The 14940-nt window shown below is 72.9% G+C and carries 14 protein-coding genes; 5 read left to right on the plus strand and 9 right to left on the minus strand.

Going from position 1 to position 14940, the window contains the following annotated elements; translation table 11 throughout:
• Positions 1 to 687 carry a hypothetical protein gene (locus ACFFXY_RS11085; protein WP_382349742.1) on the minus strand — a complete coding sequence of 229 codons (687 nt, stop codon included), beginning with the start codon at positions 685 to 687 and terminating at the stop codon, positions 1 to 3.
• A 183-nt stretch (positions 688 to 870) separates the two neighbouring features.
• Here ACFFXY_RS11085 and ACFFXY_RS11090 point away from each other — a divergent pair, with 183 nt between their 5' ends.
• On the plus strand, positions 871 to 2163 hold the full coding sequence (locus ACFFXY_RS11090; protein ID WP_382349745.1) for a hemolysin family protein: 1293 nt from the start codon (positions 871 to 873) through the stop codon (positions 2161 to 2163).
• Between the two features lie 6 nt (positions 2164 to 2169).
• Here the strand turns inward: ACFFXY_RS11090 and ACFFXY_RS11095 are convergent, their stop codons facing one another.
• Genes ACFFXY_RS11095 through ACFFXY_RS11105 form a run of 3 tightly spaced genes read right to left on the minus strand, consistent with a single transcriptional unit; the run spans position 2170 to position 4296 of the window.
• A complete protein-coding gene (locus ACFFXY_RS11095) occupies positions 2170 to 2730 on the minus strand; it encodes a DUF4291 domain-containing protein (RefSeq protein WP_382349748.1) in 561 nt (186 codons plus the stop codon).
• 58 nt (positions 2731 to 2788) lie between these two features.
• Entirely contained in the window at positions 2789 to 3901 is a 1113-nt protein-coding gene (locus tag ACFFXY_RS11100) for a hypothetical protein (protein ID WP_382349751.1), read from the minus strand.
• Entirely contained in the window at positions 3898 to 4296 is a 399-nt protein-coding gene (locus ACFFXY_RS11105) for a GntR family transcriptional regulator (RefSeq protein ID WP_382349754.1), read from the minus strand. Before ACFFXY_RS11105 ends, ACFFXY_RS11100 begins: the two co-directional genes overlap by 4 nt.
• A 40-nt stretch (positions 4297 to 4336) precedes the next feature.
• Here ACFFXY_RS11105 and ACFFXY_RS11110 point away from each other — a divergent pair, with 40 nt between their 5' ends.
• From ACFFXY_RS11110 to ACFFXY_RS11125, 4 genes are all read left to right on the plus strand, one after another.
• Positions 4337 to 5080 (plus strand): ABC transporter ATP-binding protein, encoded by a 744-nt coding sequence (locus ACFFXY_RS11110; protein WP_382349757.1) that lies wholly within the window; start codon positions 4337 to 4339, stop codon positions 5078 to 5080.
• Positions 5077 to 5871 (plus strand): ABC transporter permease, encoded by a 795-nt coding sequence (locus tag ACFFXY_RS11115; protein WP_382349760.1) that lies wholly within the window; start codon positions 5077 to 5079, stop codon positions 5869 to 5871. The genes ACFFXY_RS11110 and ACFFXY_RS11115 overlap by 4 nt, the downstream gene beginning before the upstream one ends.
• Before the next feature lie 14 nt (positions 5872 to 5885).
• Complete coding sequence (locus tag ACFFXY_RS11120; RefSeq protein WP_382349763.1) at positions 5886 to 6245, plus strand: hypothetical protein; 360 nt, start codon at positions 5886 to 5888, stop codon at positions 6243 to 6245.
• A gap of 64 nt (positions 6246 to 6309) precedes the next feature.
• Positions 6310 to 7242, plus strand: a complete 933-nt coding sequence (locus tag ACFFXY_RS11125) for an endo-beta-N-acetylglucosaminidase H (protein WP_382349766.1) — start codon at positions 6310 to 6312, stop codon at positions 7240 to 7242.
• A 39-nt stretch (positions 7243 to 7281) separates the two neighbouring features.
• On the opposite strand, the gene ACFFXY_RS11130 is transcribed toward ACFFXY_RS11125, so the two are convergent.
• From ACFFXY_RS11130 to ACFFXY_RS11150, 5 genes are all read right to left on the minus strand, one after another.
• On the minus strand, positions 7282 to 10464 hold the full coding sequence (locus tag ACFFXY_RS11130) for a glycoside hydrolase domain-containing protein (protein ID WP_382349769.1): 3183 nt from the start codon (positions 10462 to 10464) through the stop codon (positions 7282 to 7284).
• A complete protein-coding gene (locus ACFFXY_RS11135; protein WP_382349772.1) occupies positions 10461 to 11378 on the minus strand; it encodes a carbohydrate ABC transporter permease in 918 nt (305 codons plus the stop codon). The genes ACFFXY_RS11130 and ACFFXY_RS11135 overlap by 4 nt, the downstream gene beginning before the upstream one ends.
• Positions 11375 to 12262: a carbohydrate ABC transporter permease gene (locus ACFFXY_RS11140; protein ID WP_382349775.1), complete on the minus strand. Its 888-nt coding sequence runs from the start codon at positions 12260 to 12262 to the stop codon at positions 11375 to 11377. Before ACFFXY_RS11140 ends, ACFFXY_RS11135 begins: the two co-directional genes overlap by 4 nt.
• Before the next feature lie 58 nt (positions 12263 to 12320).
• Positions 12321 to 13625 carry an ABC transporter substrate-binding protein gene (locus ACFFXY_RS11145; protein WP_382349778.1) on the minus strand — a complete coding sequence of 435 codons (1305 nt, stop codon included), beginning with the start codon at positions 13623 to 13625 and terminating at the stop codon, positions 12321 to 12323.
• A gap of 100 nt (positions 13626 to 13725) precedes the next feature.
• The gene (locus tag ACFFXY_RS11150) at positions 13726 to 14790 is read right to left on the minus strand and encodes a LacI family DNA-binding transcriptional regulator (RefSeq protein WP_382349781.1); all 1065 of its coding nucleotides are present in this window, start codon (positions 14788 to 14790) and stop codon (positions 13726 to 13728) included.
• Between the last annotated feature and the right edge of the window lie 150 nt (positions 14791 to 14940).

Here is a 14940-nt window from a genome sequence, read left to right on the forward strand (position 1 = left end):
TCAGCGGGGGAGGATGCCGGTTCGGCCTTCCCAGGTGCCGTGTTCGGCGAGGGGGCGGAAGCGGAGGGTGGTGAATTCGCGGTGGAAGTCGCGGCGGGCGCGTTCGGCCATGGCGTCGTGGTGGAGGCGGGCGGTGGGGCCGGGGTCGCGGCCGAAGGCCATGGCGGTCATGGCGCGGGAGCTGGTCCAGATGGAGAAGGTCGCGACTGAGCGGGGCGGGCGCATCGCGGCGAGGGCGAGGGTGGTCTCGGGGTGGTCGCGGACCTGGCGCTCGACGGGGCGTCCCCAGTGGAGGAAGCGGGGGAGTTCGGTGAGGCGCATGCGGGCGAGGGTCACGGCCACGACGGGCTCGGCGGGGTCGGTGCGGCCCGTCTCGGCCGGGAGGTGGTCGAGTTCGCGGACCGCGCCCCAGCGGCGGAGGTATTCGAGGCGCACGTGCCAGCCCGCGGCCAGGTGGCGTCCGAAGGGCCGCTGAAGGAACGCGTCCAGGGCGTCCTCGTCGGCCCATTCGGCGAAGACCGCGAGGTGGCGCAGGCGCATCCGGTGGCGGGAGACGACGGGCGCGCCGAGGCGCATCCCGGCGAGGACCTCCATGTGGCGCAGCCCGGGGGCCGAGGGCGGCCGGAGCAGCGCGCCGACGGCGGTGCGGAGGGGCACGCGGGCGAGGTGGAAGGAGTGGACGCTCATGCCGCGCGCGCCGCTGCGGGGGTCGGGGTCATGTCGGCTGGGTCCTCCAGGAGTGCGGGGCCCGGGCGGCGTCCGCTCAACCGAGGGTAAAGGGGGTCCGCTCACTCCCCGCACAGGGTTCGATCCGGGCTCGCGGCACTCGGTAGGCTACGCGGCAACTACACAGCGAGGGAGTTGATTGCCGTGGGCGGCTATGGAGGGCAGCTCGCGCTGGTCGTGGTGCTCATCGGACTGAACGCGGTGTTCGCGGGCAGCGAGATGGCGCTGGTGACCCTGCGCGACAGCCAGATCCAGCGGCTGGAACGCGAGTCGCGAGGTGGGCGGGTGCTCGCCAAGCTCGCGCGCGACCCGAACCGGTTCCTCGCCACCATCCAGATCGGCATCACGCTCGCGGGGTTCCTGGCGTCGGCCACCGCGGCGGTGGCGCTCGCGCAGCCGCTGGTGCCCGCGCTGTCGATGTTCGGCTCCGGCGCGGAATCGGTCGCGATCGTGCTGGTGACGCTGGTCCTCACGTTCGTGACGCTCGTGTTCGGCGAGCTGGCGCCCAAGCGGATCGCGATGCAGCGCGCCGAGCGCTGGGCGCTCTTGGTGTCCCGGCCCCTCGACGTCCTCGCGACCATCGCCCGGCCCGCGGTCTGGCTCCTGGGGGTCTCGACCGACCTGGTCGTGCGCCTCACCGGCAACAACCCCGCCGCCTCCCGCGACGAGGTCACCACCGAGGAGATCCGGGACCTCATCGACGCCCAGACCGACTTCACCGCCGACCAGCGGACGATCCTGTCCGGGGCCTTCGAGATCGCCGAGCGGGTCCTGCGCGAGATCGTGATCCCGCGCCGCGACGTCACCTCCATCCCCGCCACCGCGACCGCGGCCGAGGCCGCGCAGATCCTCATCGCGACCGGCCACTCGCGCGCCCCGGTCGCCGGGCCCACCGGCATCGACGATGTCGTGGGCATCGTGCACCTGCGCGACCTCGTCGGCGTGGACGCGCCGGTGTCCGAGCAGGTCCGGCCGAGCATGCTGCTGCCCGAGAGCGTCAAGGTCACCGACGCGCTGCGCCGGATGCGCGACGAGCACGAGCAGTTCGCGATCGTGGTGGACGAGTACGGCGCGGTCGAGGGCATCATCACGATGGAGGACCTGGTGGAGGAGATCGTCGGGGAGATCTACGACGAGTTCGACCGCGACATCCAGACCGTGCAGCGCGAAGCGGACGGTGCGATCGTCCTCCCCGGCGGCTTCCCGCTCCACGACCTGGTGGACCTCGACATCGACCTGGACCGGACCGGCCACGGCGACTACGCCACCATCGCCGGTCTCGTCCTCGACCACCTCGGCCACGTGCCCGACCGGCCCGGCGAGACCGTCGCCATCCAGGGCTACACCGCCGAGATCCTCGAAACCGACCGCAACGCCATCACCAAGATCCGCCTCCGCCGGGGCCCCGACCCCGAACCCGCCGCCGACACCCCCTGACGGGCGTCACGGGCGGAGGCGGCGCTCCAGGTCGGCCGGGAGCGGGTAGACGCGCTCGGCGGGCAGCAGGCGCTGGGCCTTCGCGGCCCCGCCGCCGTGGATCAAGGTGGCGGCCTTGCGGACCTGCGGCGTGAGGTCGGTCAGCTCCATGACCCACTCCTCGACAAGAGTGCGGATCAGGTGGCGGCCGACGCCGACCTGGATGCTGTAGTGGTTGAGGGCCGCGCCGCGGACCGAGCGCTCGGGGTCCCACTGGACGTGGACGGCCGCGGCCTTGAGGGCGGCCGGATCGGCGGTGGTGAGGACGGCGTTCGCGAGCGCCTCCTCCCAGCCGTCCCGCGTGATCCGGACCGCGAGGATGCGCTCCTGGCCGGACTTGCGGGCCCAGTTGCTGCGGTGCATGAGCCACAGGAACGACGGCTTGATCCACGTCATCCGGTTGAACGAGAACGGCGCGGTGAACCGGCCCGCGCGCAGCGCCGCGTCGGCGATCGCCGCCGAATACGCCTGGTAGACGACGACGGTGCGCGCGTCGAAGTCGGCGCGGATCTCGTACGGGGAGGCCATGTCCCGCAGCGTGCCACCGGGACGCGCCCGCGGGCAACCGCGTTTCCGCGGCCCGCGTTCAGGACAGGGCGCCGACCGCCGCGGCGGTCGCAGCGGCGGCGACGAGGACCGCGGTCGCGGTGAGGCCGACGGGGTGGCCGAGGTTGACCGTCCACTGGGAGCCGCCGACGCGCTGGTGGACGAGGACGGCGGGGTCGTCCCGGTTGGCGTAGACGAGGCCGCCGAGGTGCCAGTGGCGGTCGGTGTCGCGCTGGACCAGGCCGGTGTCCTCGTCCGCCTCCTCGGGGAGCGCGGGGAGGCGGTGGCCGCCGGTGCCCACGCGCAGCTCGAACCGCACCGCGAGCGCGGCGGCCGCCAGGAGCGGAGCGAAGACGACCGCGGTGGTGGTGATCGAGGCGGGCGCGAGTTCCCACAGTCGCAAGGCGATCCCGGTGAGCGTGAGGTTGGCGCACGCGGCGGTGAAGAGCATGAGGTCGGCGAGCGCGGTCAGGTAGGCGCGGTAGCGGCGGGCCGTGGCGGCCGGTCGGGCGGCGTCGATCTCGGGGCGGGCGCGCACGACCGCGACGAGGACGAGGACCGTGGCGGCGATGACGGCCGCCTGGGCCAGGACCGGGTTCGCGGCGTTCCAGAACCCGGCCGGGACGCGGGGTCCGCCGTCGAGGGCCCAGCCCTCCAGGCCAGGGAGGGTCGCGGGCAGCGAGCCGGACCGCAGGAGGCCGACGGCGGCCGTCGCGGCCAGGACCGCGACGGCGGGCACCAGGCCGCGCCACCTGGCGCGGACCGGGTCGGTGCGGAAGCTCAGATCGGCGGTGACGGCCTGGCGGGCCCCGGCGTACCAGTCGCCGTCGGCCTTCGCGGCGCGCACTGCGCGGCTCGCGAGCGCGTACGCGGCGAGGTCGGCGACCACGAGCGCGGTCGCGCCGATGCCCAGGGCCGCAGCGGGTCCGGTGAGGAACCCGAGCGCCCACATGCAGGCCGCGCCGCCGATGCCGAGGGCGACCACGTTGCGGCCGTACGCCTTGCGGATGCGCCCGAGCGCAGGGTCCGCCGCGCCCGCGGGGACCGCGACGCCGAACGCGTACTCGGGGCGGGTGAGCGCCGGGACGGCCCGCCACGCGGCGGTGACGGAGGCGGCGACCGCCAGGAGCAGGGCGAGGTGGGCGGTGTTCACGTGGTGCTCCGTTCGGCGGTGAAGGCGTCGAGGACGCCGCCGGTGCGGTCGAGGACCTCGGCGGCGGGGATGCCGTGGGCGACGGCCTCGGCGAGGAGGGTGCGCAGGCGCTCCTGCCAGGCGTCGGCGACGCCGGGATCGGGCGGCCCCGAGTCCGGGTCGCGGCGCACGACCGCGCCGCTCTTGCGGTTGACGCGGATGAAGCCCTCGCGGCGCAGCAGGTCGTACGCCTTGTTGACGGTGTGGAAGTTGATCATCAGGTCCGCGCCGAGCTGCCGGGTGGAGGGCAGCGGCGCCTCGGCCGCGAGCTCCCCGGCGGCGATGGCCGTGACGATCTGGTCCCGGATCTGCTGGTAGATCGGGACCTCGCTGTCCACGTCGAGCGTCAGTCGCATCCCGGAAGCATATCTGATATACATGAGCTATAACAGATAGATGAGACCACCGAGTGGAACGGACACCGCCATGCACCCGCCCCACCGCCTCGAACTCCGGGGCCTCGCCAAGCGCTTCGGACCCGTCGCGGCCGCCGCCGACGTCGCGTTTGACGTCGAACCCGGCCGCGTCACCGGCTTCCTCGGCCCCAACGGCTCCGGCAAGACCACCACCCTCCGGATGCTCCTCGGCCTGGTCAAGCCCGACGCCGGCACCGCGCTCATCGGCGGCCGCGCCTACCGCGACCTCCCCGCGCCCGCCCGCACCGTCGGCGCGGCCCTCGAAGCCAAGGGCCTCCACCCCGCCCGCAGCGGCCGCGACCACCTCCGCGTCCACGCCGCGTTCCTCGGACTGGGCGACGCCCGCGTCGACGCGGTCCTGGAGCAGACCGGCATCGCCGACGCCGCCCGCCGCCGCGCCGGCGGCTACTCCACCGGCATGCGCCAGCGCCTCAACCTCGCCACCGCGCTCCTCGGCGACCCGCCCGTCCTCGTCCTCGACGAGCCCACCAACGGCCTCGACCCCGCGGGCATCGCCTGGCTGCGCGCCCTCCTCAAGGGACTCGCCGCCGAAGGCCGCACCGTCCTCGTCGCCAGCCACGTGCTCGCCGAGGCCGAGCGGCTCGTGGACGACGTCGTCGTCATGCACCGCGGCCGCATCGCCGCCACCGGGCCGCTCGCCGCGTTCACCCGCCGCGGCCCTCTCGAAGACGCCTTCCTCGACCTGACCGGAGCCCCCGCATGACCCGCCCGATCCGCGCCGAACTCCGCCGCCTCCTCACCACCCCGCTGTGGAAGTGGGGGCCCTTCGCGGCCCTCGCCTCCGGCGGGCTCCTCACCGCCGCCTGCGTCCTCATCGGACCCGAGCGGTTCGACCCGCCCATGCCCGGCATCGGCACCGACGCGGGAGTCCGCCTGGTGCTCAGCATGATCGGCCTCACCGTCCTCGTCCCCGCCCTGTTCGGCGCGCTCGCCGTGACCGCCGAGTACCGGCACGGGACGATCGCATACACGTTCCTGTTCGAGCCGCGCCGCCACCGCGTGCTCGCCGCCAAACTCGCGGCTTACGCGCTCGCCGGGACCGCGTACGGTCTCCTCACGGCGCTGTCGGCGGCGGCGGCGCTCTACGGGGCGGCCGCCGTCAAAGGCGTGGACGTCGGGGCCGCACCCGGGACGGTGGCGGGACTCCTCGCGGGCCTTGGCGCGGCCATGGCCGCCTACACCGTGATCGGCGTCGGCCTCGGCGCCCTGCTGCGCAACCAGACCGCGACGCTCCTCGTCCTCGGCGCCTACCTGTACATGGTCGAGCACCTGCTCGCCCTCGTCCCCGGCGTCAACCACGCCTACGCGTTCCTGCCCGGCGGTGCCACCGCCGCGCTCACCGGCTCCAGCCTCATGACCGCCGCCGCGGCCGAGACCACCGGCTCGGCCGCCGCACTGCTCCCGCCCGTCCTCGGCGGCGCGGTCCTGCTCGCATACGCCCTCGCGGCCGCCGCGGCGGCCGTCACCGCCCCCATGCTCCGCGACGTCACCTAGCGAAGGAGAAACCGATGGCCGTCCTCACCGCCACCGACACCCACCTCACGATCCGCCTCACCGGCCCCCGCCGTGTCTTCGGGCGCTGGCGCCCGCTCACCGTCCCGTGGGACCGGATCACCTGCGCCCGCATCGATCCCGAGGCCGCACGGGCCTTCCCCGGGGCCCGGTGGGGCGTCGCCACGAACGTGCCCGGCGTGGTCAACCTCGGCTCCTTCCGCAGGGCCGGGCGGCTCGACTTCTGGGACGTCGGCGACCCCGACCGGGCGATCGTGGTCGAACTCGACGGCGCGAAGTACGACCGGCTGCTCCTGGAAGTGGACGACCCGGACGCCGCGATCGCCATGATCCATGCGATGACTTCGCAGGACTAAAGCGCTATAGTGAGGCGACGTCACAAAGTAGTGGCAACCCCGCCAGGTATGGAGGTATCGCCTCATGACCGCCCCGATCGACCGTCACAAGCCCCTGCGCCGCAGCGCATCCGCGGCAGTCCTCGCCCTCGGCCTCGCCGCCGCGGGCGTGCAGGCCGCCGCTCCCGCGGCCGCCGAACCCCTTCAGATAGACGACGCCAAGCGCGTCGTCTACGTGGAGGTCAACAGCAACGACATGGCGAACGTCGCCGACTACAAGCTGGAAGGGACGTCGCGGCCCGCGTTCGACGTCGCGATCATCTTCGCGGCCAACGTCAACTACGACACCGCGACGTCCCAGGCGTACCTCCACCTGAACGACCGCGTCACCGAGACGCTGGAGGACGCGGACGACCAGATCCGGCCGTTGCAGGACCAGGGCACCGAGGTGCTGTTGTCCGTGCTCGGGAACCACCAGGGCGCGGGCATCGCGAACTTCCCGTCGCAGCAGGCCGCGGCCGCGTTCGCCGACGAGCTCGGCGACGTCGTGGACGCGTACGGACTCGACGGGATCGACTTCGACGACGAGTGGTCGAACTACGGCGCCAACGGGACCGGCCCGGCGAACGACAGCTCCTTCGTGTACCTCGTGAGCGCGCTCCGGGACCGGCTCGGACCGGACAAGCTCATCACGTTCTACAACATCGGCCCGGCGGCCGCGGCGACCGAGTACGGCGGGGTGCGCGCGGGCGACCTGCTCGACTACGCGTGGAACCCCTGGTACGGGTCCTGGAGCGCGCCGCAGATCCCCGGAATGGAGGCCCAGCAGCTCGCGCCCGGGGCCGTCAATCTGACCGCCACCTCCTCGGGGACCGCCGCCTCGTTCGCGCAGCGCACAGCCTCGGAAGGATACGGCGCGATCGTCACCTACAACCTGACCGCCGGGGACCACTCGGCCTACATCTCGGGGATCACCGAGCCGATCACCGGGTACGACACCGTCTACAGCCCTTCGTGACCGAATGACCGGCGGCGGCGGGGCGCGTCCCCGCCGCCGTCAATCGAGATCGAACAGCTCCAACTGACGCAACGACACCGGCGCGAGCGCCCGGACCCGCAGCATCGCCGTCGCCACCGGCTCGGCGAACGAGAACGGCGTGGTGCGGTCGGCGCTGAGGGCCTCGGCGTGGGTCGTCGCGACCGGGGTCCACGCGCGGCCGTCGTCGCTCGCCTCCCAGATCAAGCCCGCGGCCGTGTCCTCGCCCGCCGTCACCGTCGCATCGGACACCCGGCGCGGCTCGGGGAACCGCCATCCCGCCCAGTCCCCAGAGGACAGCTCCGTGACCGAACCGGAAGCGCCGTCATCGAACAGCGCGGCGGGATTCGGCACCGAGCCCACCGCCGCCCCCGTCGCACCGGTCAGGTCCGGACGCCAGGGGACCGGAACCGGTGAGCCCCGCCAGAGCGGGCTCGCGGACGCCTCGGCCGCGTCGTCGGTGAAATGCAGTTCGAGGTCCGCATCCCCTTGCAGCGCATCCACATCCAGCACCGGCCGGCGCAGCGCCGCGCCGTTGAGGCGGGCCCCGGTCAGGTAGCGGGCGCCGGGGGACCGGCGGTGCGAGCGCACCCGCAGCAGGCCGCCGCCGGAGCGGCGGACCGAGACGTCGTCGTGCAGCGGGCTGCCGATCCGCAGCTCACCTGAGGCGAGCACCAGCGGGTACAGGCCGAGCGCCGCCCAGAGCCACCACATGCTCATCTCGCCGTTGTCCTCGTCGCCGGGGAAGCCCTGGCCGACGACCGCCCCGGCGAACAGGCGCTCCGCGAGGCCGTGCACCAGTTCGCCCGCGCGCCAAGGCGCATCGCCGAAGACGTGCATCCACGGGATGTGGTGGGCGGGCTGGTTCGAGAGCGCGCACATCCCCGAGCGCTGCGCCCGCGCCTCGCGCTGCTCGTGGATCACGGCGCCGTACGCGCCGCCGAACGCCTCGTGGGCGGTCTCCGGCTCGGCGAACAACCGGTCCAAGTGCGCGCGGAGACCGGCGGGGCCGCCGTACAGCGCCGCAAGACCAGGACCATCATGGACGGCGGTCACCGACATGCCCCACGCGTTCGTCTCGACGTTGTCGCCGCCCCACACCCGCGGGTCGAACGGCCCGTCCGCGAACGCGCCGTCCACCCCGCGGCCGCGGAAGAAACCGTGCTCTGGATCGAAGAGGACCCGGTAGGAGCGGGACCGGTTCCCGAAGTAGCGGGCGAAGGCCCGGTACCGCGCCGGGTCCTCGGCGATCGCCGCCAGCCGCGACGCGAACCGCGCGACGGCATCGTCGCTGACCGCGTTCTCCAGGCTCCAGCTCATGCCCTCCGGGACCTCGTTCGCGACGTACCCGGTGAACCGCGCCCGGCCGATGCCCTTGCGGCCCCGCCGGGGATCGGCGGACGGCTCGCAGGCGTTCTTCCAGGCGCTCGTGAACGCGTCCTCGCGCGCGAACGGCACGCCCCAGCGGTCGGCGTCGGCGAAGATCTGGTCGCTGGAGGTCCCCACCATGCAGTCGACGTACCCGGGCGCGCTCCACCGCGCCATGTACCCGCCCTGCCGCCACTGCTCCAGGAGCCCGTCGAGCATCGCGCCGCTGGCGTCCGGGTCGAGGAGCGCGAACGCGGGCCACGCCGTGCGGTAGGTGTCCCAGTAGCCGTTGTTCACGAACAGGTTCCCGGCCTGGACCGGCGGACCTTCGGACCCCTTGGGGACCATCGGGTTCGCGAACACCCATTGCGGGCTCGCGGCGGTCCCGGCGTTCTCGGCGGCGCGGTTCGGGTAGAGGTGCAGGCGGTACAGGGCGCTGGCGAGGCGCGCCCGGTCCTCGTCGTCGGCGAGCCCGCGGAAGGGGCGCTCGTGCGGCTCCAGCGCCGGGATCGCGACCGCGCCGAGCAGCGCGTCCCACTCGGCGCGCAGGCCCTCGCGGAGGTCCTCGAACGCGCGCTCCGCGGGCAGCTCCTGGTCCAGGTTCCGACGCGCCTGCTCCACGGAGACGAACGACTGCGACACGCGCACTTCGAGTTCGCCCGCCGCGGCGACGAAGCCCGCCACGCGGGGGCGGCCGTCGTCGCCGAGCATGCCGCTCGCCGCAGGTGCGAGCGCGCGCCCGGCGAAGTACGTGCGCGGCGGGTCGCCCCACTCCGCCCGGCCCTCGGGAATCCAGCCGGAGAACGAGCCCCCGGGCGAGAACTCCAGGTGACCGGCGTCGGTGAGCTGGTCGATCACGAAGCCCGTCAACGCGTCGGGGTCGGCGGCGGTCGCGCGGAACGCGCCGCCGTGGTCGGTCGCGGTGACCTCCAGGCGCAGGCCGCCGTCGTCCCGTGCGCGGAGGACCGCGCTGTACGCATGGGGCCGTGCGGTCTCGGTCCCCGGCTCGATCCAGCGGCGGCGCCCGGACCGGGACGAGACCGGCGCGCCGAGGAACGGCATGAGCTGCAGGACTCCGCGGTCGCCGATCCACGGGCTCGGCTGGTGGGAGAACTGCACGGCCTCCAGGCGGCGGCCCTGCGGGTCGTCGTGGACCGACCACCGGTACGGCCAGCGGGAGTCGGCGGCGTCCGTCGCCGGGGTGAGGAAGCAGAAGCCGTGGGGCCGGGCCGTGATCGGGATGGTGTTGCCGCGCGAGAACCGCGATCCCGAGTGCGTGCCGCGGCGGGTGTCGACCAGATCGGACGGCGACGGGCCGGGGTCGGGCCCGCGGGTCCCGACGACCACCTCCACGAACCCGGTGACCTCGCCGGCGTTCGAGTCCACTAGGGATTCGGTTCCGAGGACGACTTCCACCGCGCCGCTGCGTCCCGCCCAGGCCTCCAACTGGACCGCGTCGGCGTTCCACTGCTCGGGCATCGACCACGCGGCCGCGAACTGGGCGTCCGGGTCCGGCGCGAAACCGTACCGGTCCCGCAGGCGCGGCTCCGCGCCCAGGCGCGAGCCGTCGTCGAACCGCACGTCCACGGCGACCGCGAGCGCGGCGTGCGGCGCGTGCACCGCGCTCGGCCCGTCCGCGTAGAACGCCCACTGCACCACGGTGTCCGGGGCGATCGGCACCGCCTCCAGGCCAGGGACGGCGAGGCGCTGCGGGCCCAGGGCCGGGTCGAAGCGGTAGGCGTGGACCCGCCCGCCGAGGACGCCCGCACGCGGACGCGAGGACGGCGGGTCTGCCGGACCCTCGGCCGGGGTCAGGGCGGCGGGGCGCGGGATCACCCCTTGACCGCGCCTTCCTGGACGCCCTTGAAGAAGTACCGCTGCATCACCGAGAAGACCACGACGATCGGGATGAGCGCGACCATGGTGCCCGCGGCGATGAGGCGCGGGTCGGGGGAGAAGTTGCTGTTCAGGTACGCCATGCCGACGGTGAGCGTGTAGTTGTCGGGCTCGGTGAGGACCATGAGCGGCCACAGGTAGTCGTCCCAGGCGCCGATGAAGGTGAAGATCGCGACGACGCTCGCCATGCCGCGGACGTTGGGCCACACCAGGTGCCGGATGCGCTGCCAGGTGGTGGCGCCGTCGATGGTGGCGGCGTCGAGCACGTCCTTCGGGATCATGCGGCACGCCGTGGCGATGAGCAGCACGTTCATCGCGCCGATCGCGCCGGGCAGGAACACGCCCCACAGGGTGTTGCCGAGGCCGAGGGCGTTGACCGTGAGGAGGTTGCTGGTGACCGTGACCTCGGCGGGCAGGAGCATCGTGGACAGCAGGACGCCGAGGGCGATGAGCTTGCCGCGGAACCGCATGCAGGCCAGGGCGTAGCCGCCGAGCACGGACAGCACGACGTTCGTGGCGACCGAGCCGGTGGCGACGAGCAGGGAGTGCCAGGCGTAGCGGTACACCGGCACGACGTCGGTCACGGTGGAGTAGTTCCCGACCGTGGGGTCCTGGGGGATCAGGTTCGGCGGGAACGCGTAGAGGTCCTCGGCCGGGCCCTTGAGCGAGGTGGAGAGCTGCCACACGAACGGGCCGATGACGAGGGCGAACACGGCGATGAGGAGCGCATAGCGCAGGACGAGGCCGGGCAGGGTGGGCCGGGTGAAGTCGCTCGACCCTCGGCGGCGGAAGTGCTGTCCTTTTCGGACTGATCGGGCCTCGCGGGTCTCGGGCCGCTCGGTGGTGAGGGTCATGCCGGCACCTTCGTCTTCTTCTCGCGGTTCATGAATGCGATGGCGGCGAGCGGGAGCACCGTCAGCAGGAACAGCGCCACGCTGATCGCCGCCGCGTACCCGAGGTTGCCGCTGAGGCCGGAGCCGACCTGGCGGATGAGCATCACGATCGACATGTCGTAGCCGCCGGGTCCGCCGGTGCCGTTGGAGAGGATGTCGAGCTCGGTGAACACGCGCATCGCCGAGACCGCGATGAGCGCGGAGACCAGGAGCATCGCCCCGCGCACGGCCGGTATCGTGACGTCGCGGAAGCGCCGGAACGGGCCCGCGCCGTCCATCATCGCGGCCTCGTGGAGCTCCTTGCCGACGTTCCCGAGCGCCGCGAGGTACACGACCATGTAGAAGCCGAGTCCCTTCCAGACGGTCAGGAGGATCGCGCACGCGAGCAGCCACCACCGGTCGACCAGGAACGCGATCGGCTCGTCGACGATCCCCATCCACTCCAGCGCCTGGTTGAGGACCCCGCGGCTGTCGAAGACCCAGCTCCAGATGAGCGCGACGACGACCGCGGAGGCGACCACGGGGAAGTAGAACGTGGTGCGGAAGAACGCGATCCCCGGGATCTGCTTCTCCACCAGGAGCGCCAGGAGCAGCGGCAGGATCGTCAGGAGCGGCACGCACACCACGACGTACACCAGGCAGGTGATGAGCGCGTAGCGGAACTGCTCGTCGGTGAGCAGCCGCTCGTACTGCGCCAGGCCGACCGGTTCGACCGGGCGCAGCGGGCGCGCGTCGGTGAAGCTCAGGATGACCGTGTTGATGAACGGCCAGAAGGAGAACACCAGCACCCAGACGACGGCTGGTCCTATGAGGAGCCAAGGGGTGAACCACTTGTGCGATCGCATCGGGAGTCTCTTTCGTCCGGGTGCCGGTGTGCTGCTGGGGGAGTCGGGCCTTACCCGGTCACTGGTCGATGCGGTTGTCGTTGGCGTAGGCCACGATGTCGTCGAGCGCCTCCTGGGCGGTGGTGTCGCCGCGGACGGCCAGCGCGAGCTGCTGCGTGGCGTAGTCGGTCATGGCGCCGGTCCACTGGAACGGCATCGCCTGGGCGCCGCCGAGCGCGTCGAACATGACGTTCAGGGCCGCGGCCTGGGCCGGGTCCATGTCGGCGGCCACGGCCGCGGCGACCTCGTCGGCGCCTTCGGCGGTGCCGGGCGCGAAGCCCGCGGCCAGCGTCGTGAACGCGACCTGGTTCTCCTGGTTGGTGACGTACTCGGCGAACGCGAGCGCCGCGGGCTTGTTCTCCGACGTGGACGCCACGTTGAGGCCCTGCACGTACAGCGGGGGCACGCCGGCGCGCGGGGTGGCGACCGAGGTCTCCAGCAGCGACGGGGCCTGGGTGGCGAGGTCGCCCGCGAAGCCGGGGCCGCCGGAGGTGTAGGCGACCTGGCCCTGGAGGTACATCTGCGCGTTGCCCGCGTAGCTGCCGGTCAGGGCCTCGGCGGGCATCGCGCCCGCCGCGTAGGCGTCGGCGTAGGCCTGCACGAGCGCGACGGCCTCGGGGGTGTTGAAGACGAACGCGCCGTCCTCGTCCATGAGCTCGACGCCGTTCGCGAGGAACACGTCCACTGTGGGCATGGAGGAGACGAGCATGACCTCGCCGTCCGACTCGGCCGCGACCCGCTCTGCGAGGTCGAGCCAGCCCTCCACGGTCGTGGGCAGGTCGGCCTGCGTCACCCCGTACGGTTCGAGTTTGCCGAGGTCCCACCAGGAGACGTCGCTGCCGAGGTACCAGGGGAGGCCGTAGGTGCCCTCGACGCCGGTGTACCGGCTGTAGGCGTCCCAGCCGCCCGCGTTGTACTGCTCCTCCAGGCCCGGGTGGGCCTCGGCGAGGTCGAGGAGCTGGCCGGCCTGGACGAGCGGGAACGCGATGTCGGGCGGCAGGTTGAGCACGTCGGGCAGGGTGCCGGACCCGGCCTGGCTGAGGATCTTGTCGGAGTAGCCCTCGCCGGGCTGGTCGATCCATTCGACCGTGACGTCGGGGTGCTCGGCCTCGAACGCGGCGATGAGGTCCTCGAAGTAGGGCGTGAACTTCTCGTTCTTCAGCGACCAGGTCTGGAACTTGACGGTGCCGCTGAGGTCGCCGGAGAGGTCGATCGGGCCGCCTTCGGAGGCGTCCTCGACGCCGCCGCCGGTGCAGCCGGAGAGGGCCAGCGCTCCGGCCGCGGCGAGGACCGCCGCCTTGCCCAGGCGTGTGGAAAGCTTCATTGCTCGCTTCTTCCTTGAATCGAGAAGGGGGACGCGCGCTCCGGCAGGGACTCGGAACTACAGCGCTTTAGCGAATCCAAACACTGCGGTGCTCGGTCTGTCAAGCCGGGCCCCGGTCACGATCCGGCGCGGCGGTCGACTCGCGGTGGATCACGCGGGCCACCACGGGCTCCTGCTGCACCGGCTGACCGGCGATGAGCTGGAGGATCTCCGCGGCCGCGGTGCGGCCCAGCGACACCGCGTCGCGGCTGAGCGCCGTGACGGTGGGGTGCAGGACCTGGCAGGTGGTGGAGTCCTCCCACGACAGGACCGAGACGTCGGCGGGCACGCGCAGCCCGAGCGAGGCGAGCGTGCTCATGCCCGCGATGGCCATGACCTCGCTGTCGAACACGATCGCCGTGGGCGGCCGGGGGGCTCCGGCGAGGCGCGCGGTGGCCTCGCGCGCCTGCGCGGGGTCGAAGTTCCCGGCGAGCGACTGGCCCCACACGCCGTGGTCGACGCAGAACTGCGAGAACGCGTCCATGCGCTCGCTGATGTGGCGGAACGCCTGGTCGCCGGTGACGTAGGCGATCCGGTCGTGGCCGAGGCCGTGGAGGTGGTCCATGATGAGCCCCATCGCGCCGCCGTTGTCGACGTGCACCGACCGGATCGAGTCGCGGTCGACCTGGCCGCCCACCACGATCGTCGGGTGGTCCATGCCCGCGAGCGCCGCGATGCGCGGGTCGTCGATGCGCGGGTCCAGGACCAGGATGCCGTCCACGCGGCCGTCGAGGATCCACGCCTGGTGGATGGCGGCCTCCGCGGCGGCGTCCTCGGCCATCTGGAGCAGCAGCGAGTAGCCGCGCCCGCTCAGCGTCGACTGCACGCCCGCGATGAACTTGGAGAAGAAGATCTCCTCGCCGATCACCTCGGCGGGCCGCGCCAGCACCAGGCCCACGGCCTCGGAGTTCTTGCCCATGAGGGTCTGCGCGGCGTGGCTGGGGCGCCAGCGCAGCTCGCGGGCCACGTCGAGGATGCGCGCCCGGGTGGCGTCGGACACGCCGGGCTTGCCGTTGACGGCGAGCGAGACGGCGCCGGAGGTGACGCCGGCGCGCTCGGCGATGTCGGCGATCGTCACGCGCTTGCGCTTGCGCGGCGGCTCAGCCGGGTTCGCTGCGTCGGCCATCTCGACTCCTTCGCTCAACTGCTTGACGGTTGACATTATCCGCCTGGCGGGAGAGAGTACGGGGGCGCATCGCTAAAGCGCTACAGTGACGCCGAATGGCGCGGCCGCCCGCCCCTCGCACCCCGCAGGGCGAGCCGACGGTGAGCTAGA

Origin of the sequence: Glycomyces mayteni (genome assembly GCF_042428885.1) — a bacterium.
GTDB lineage: Bacteria > Actinomycetota > Actinomycetes > Mycobacteriales > Micromonosporaceae > Glycomyces > Glycomyces mayteni.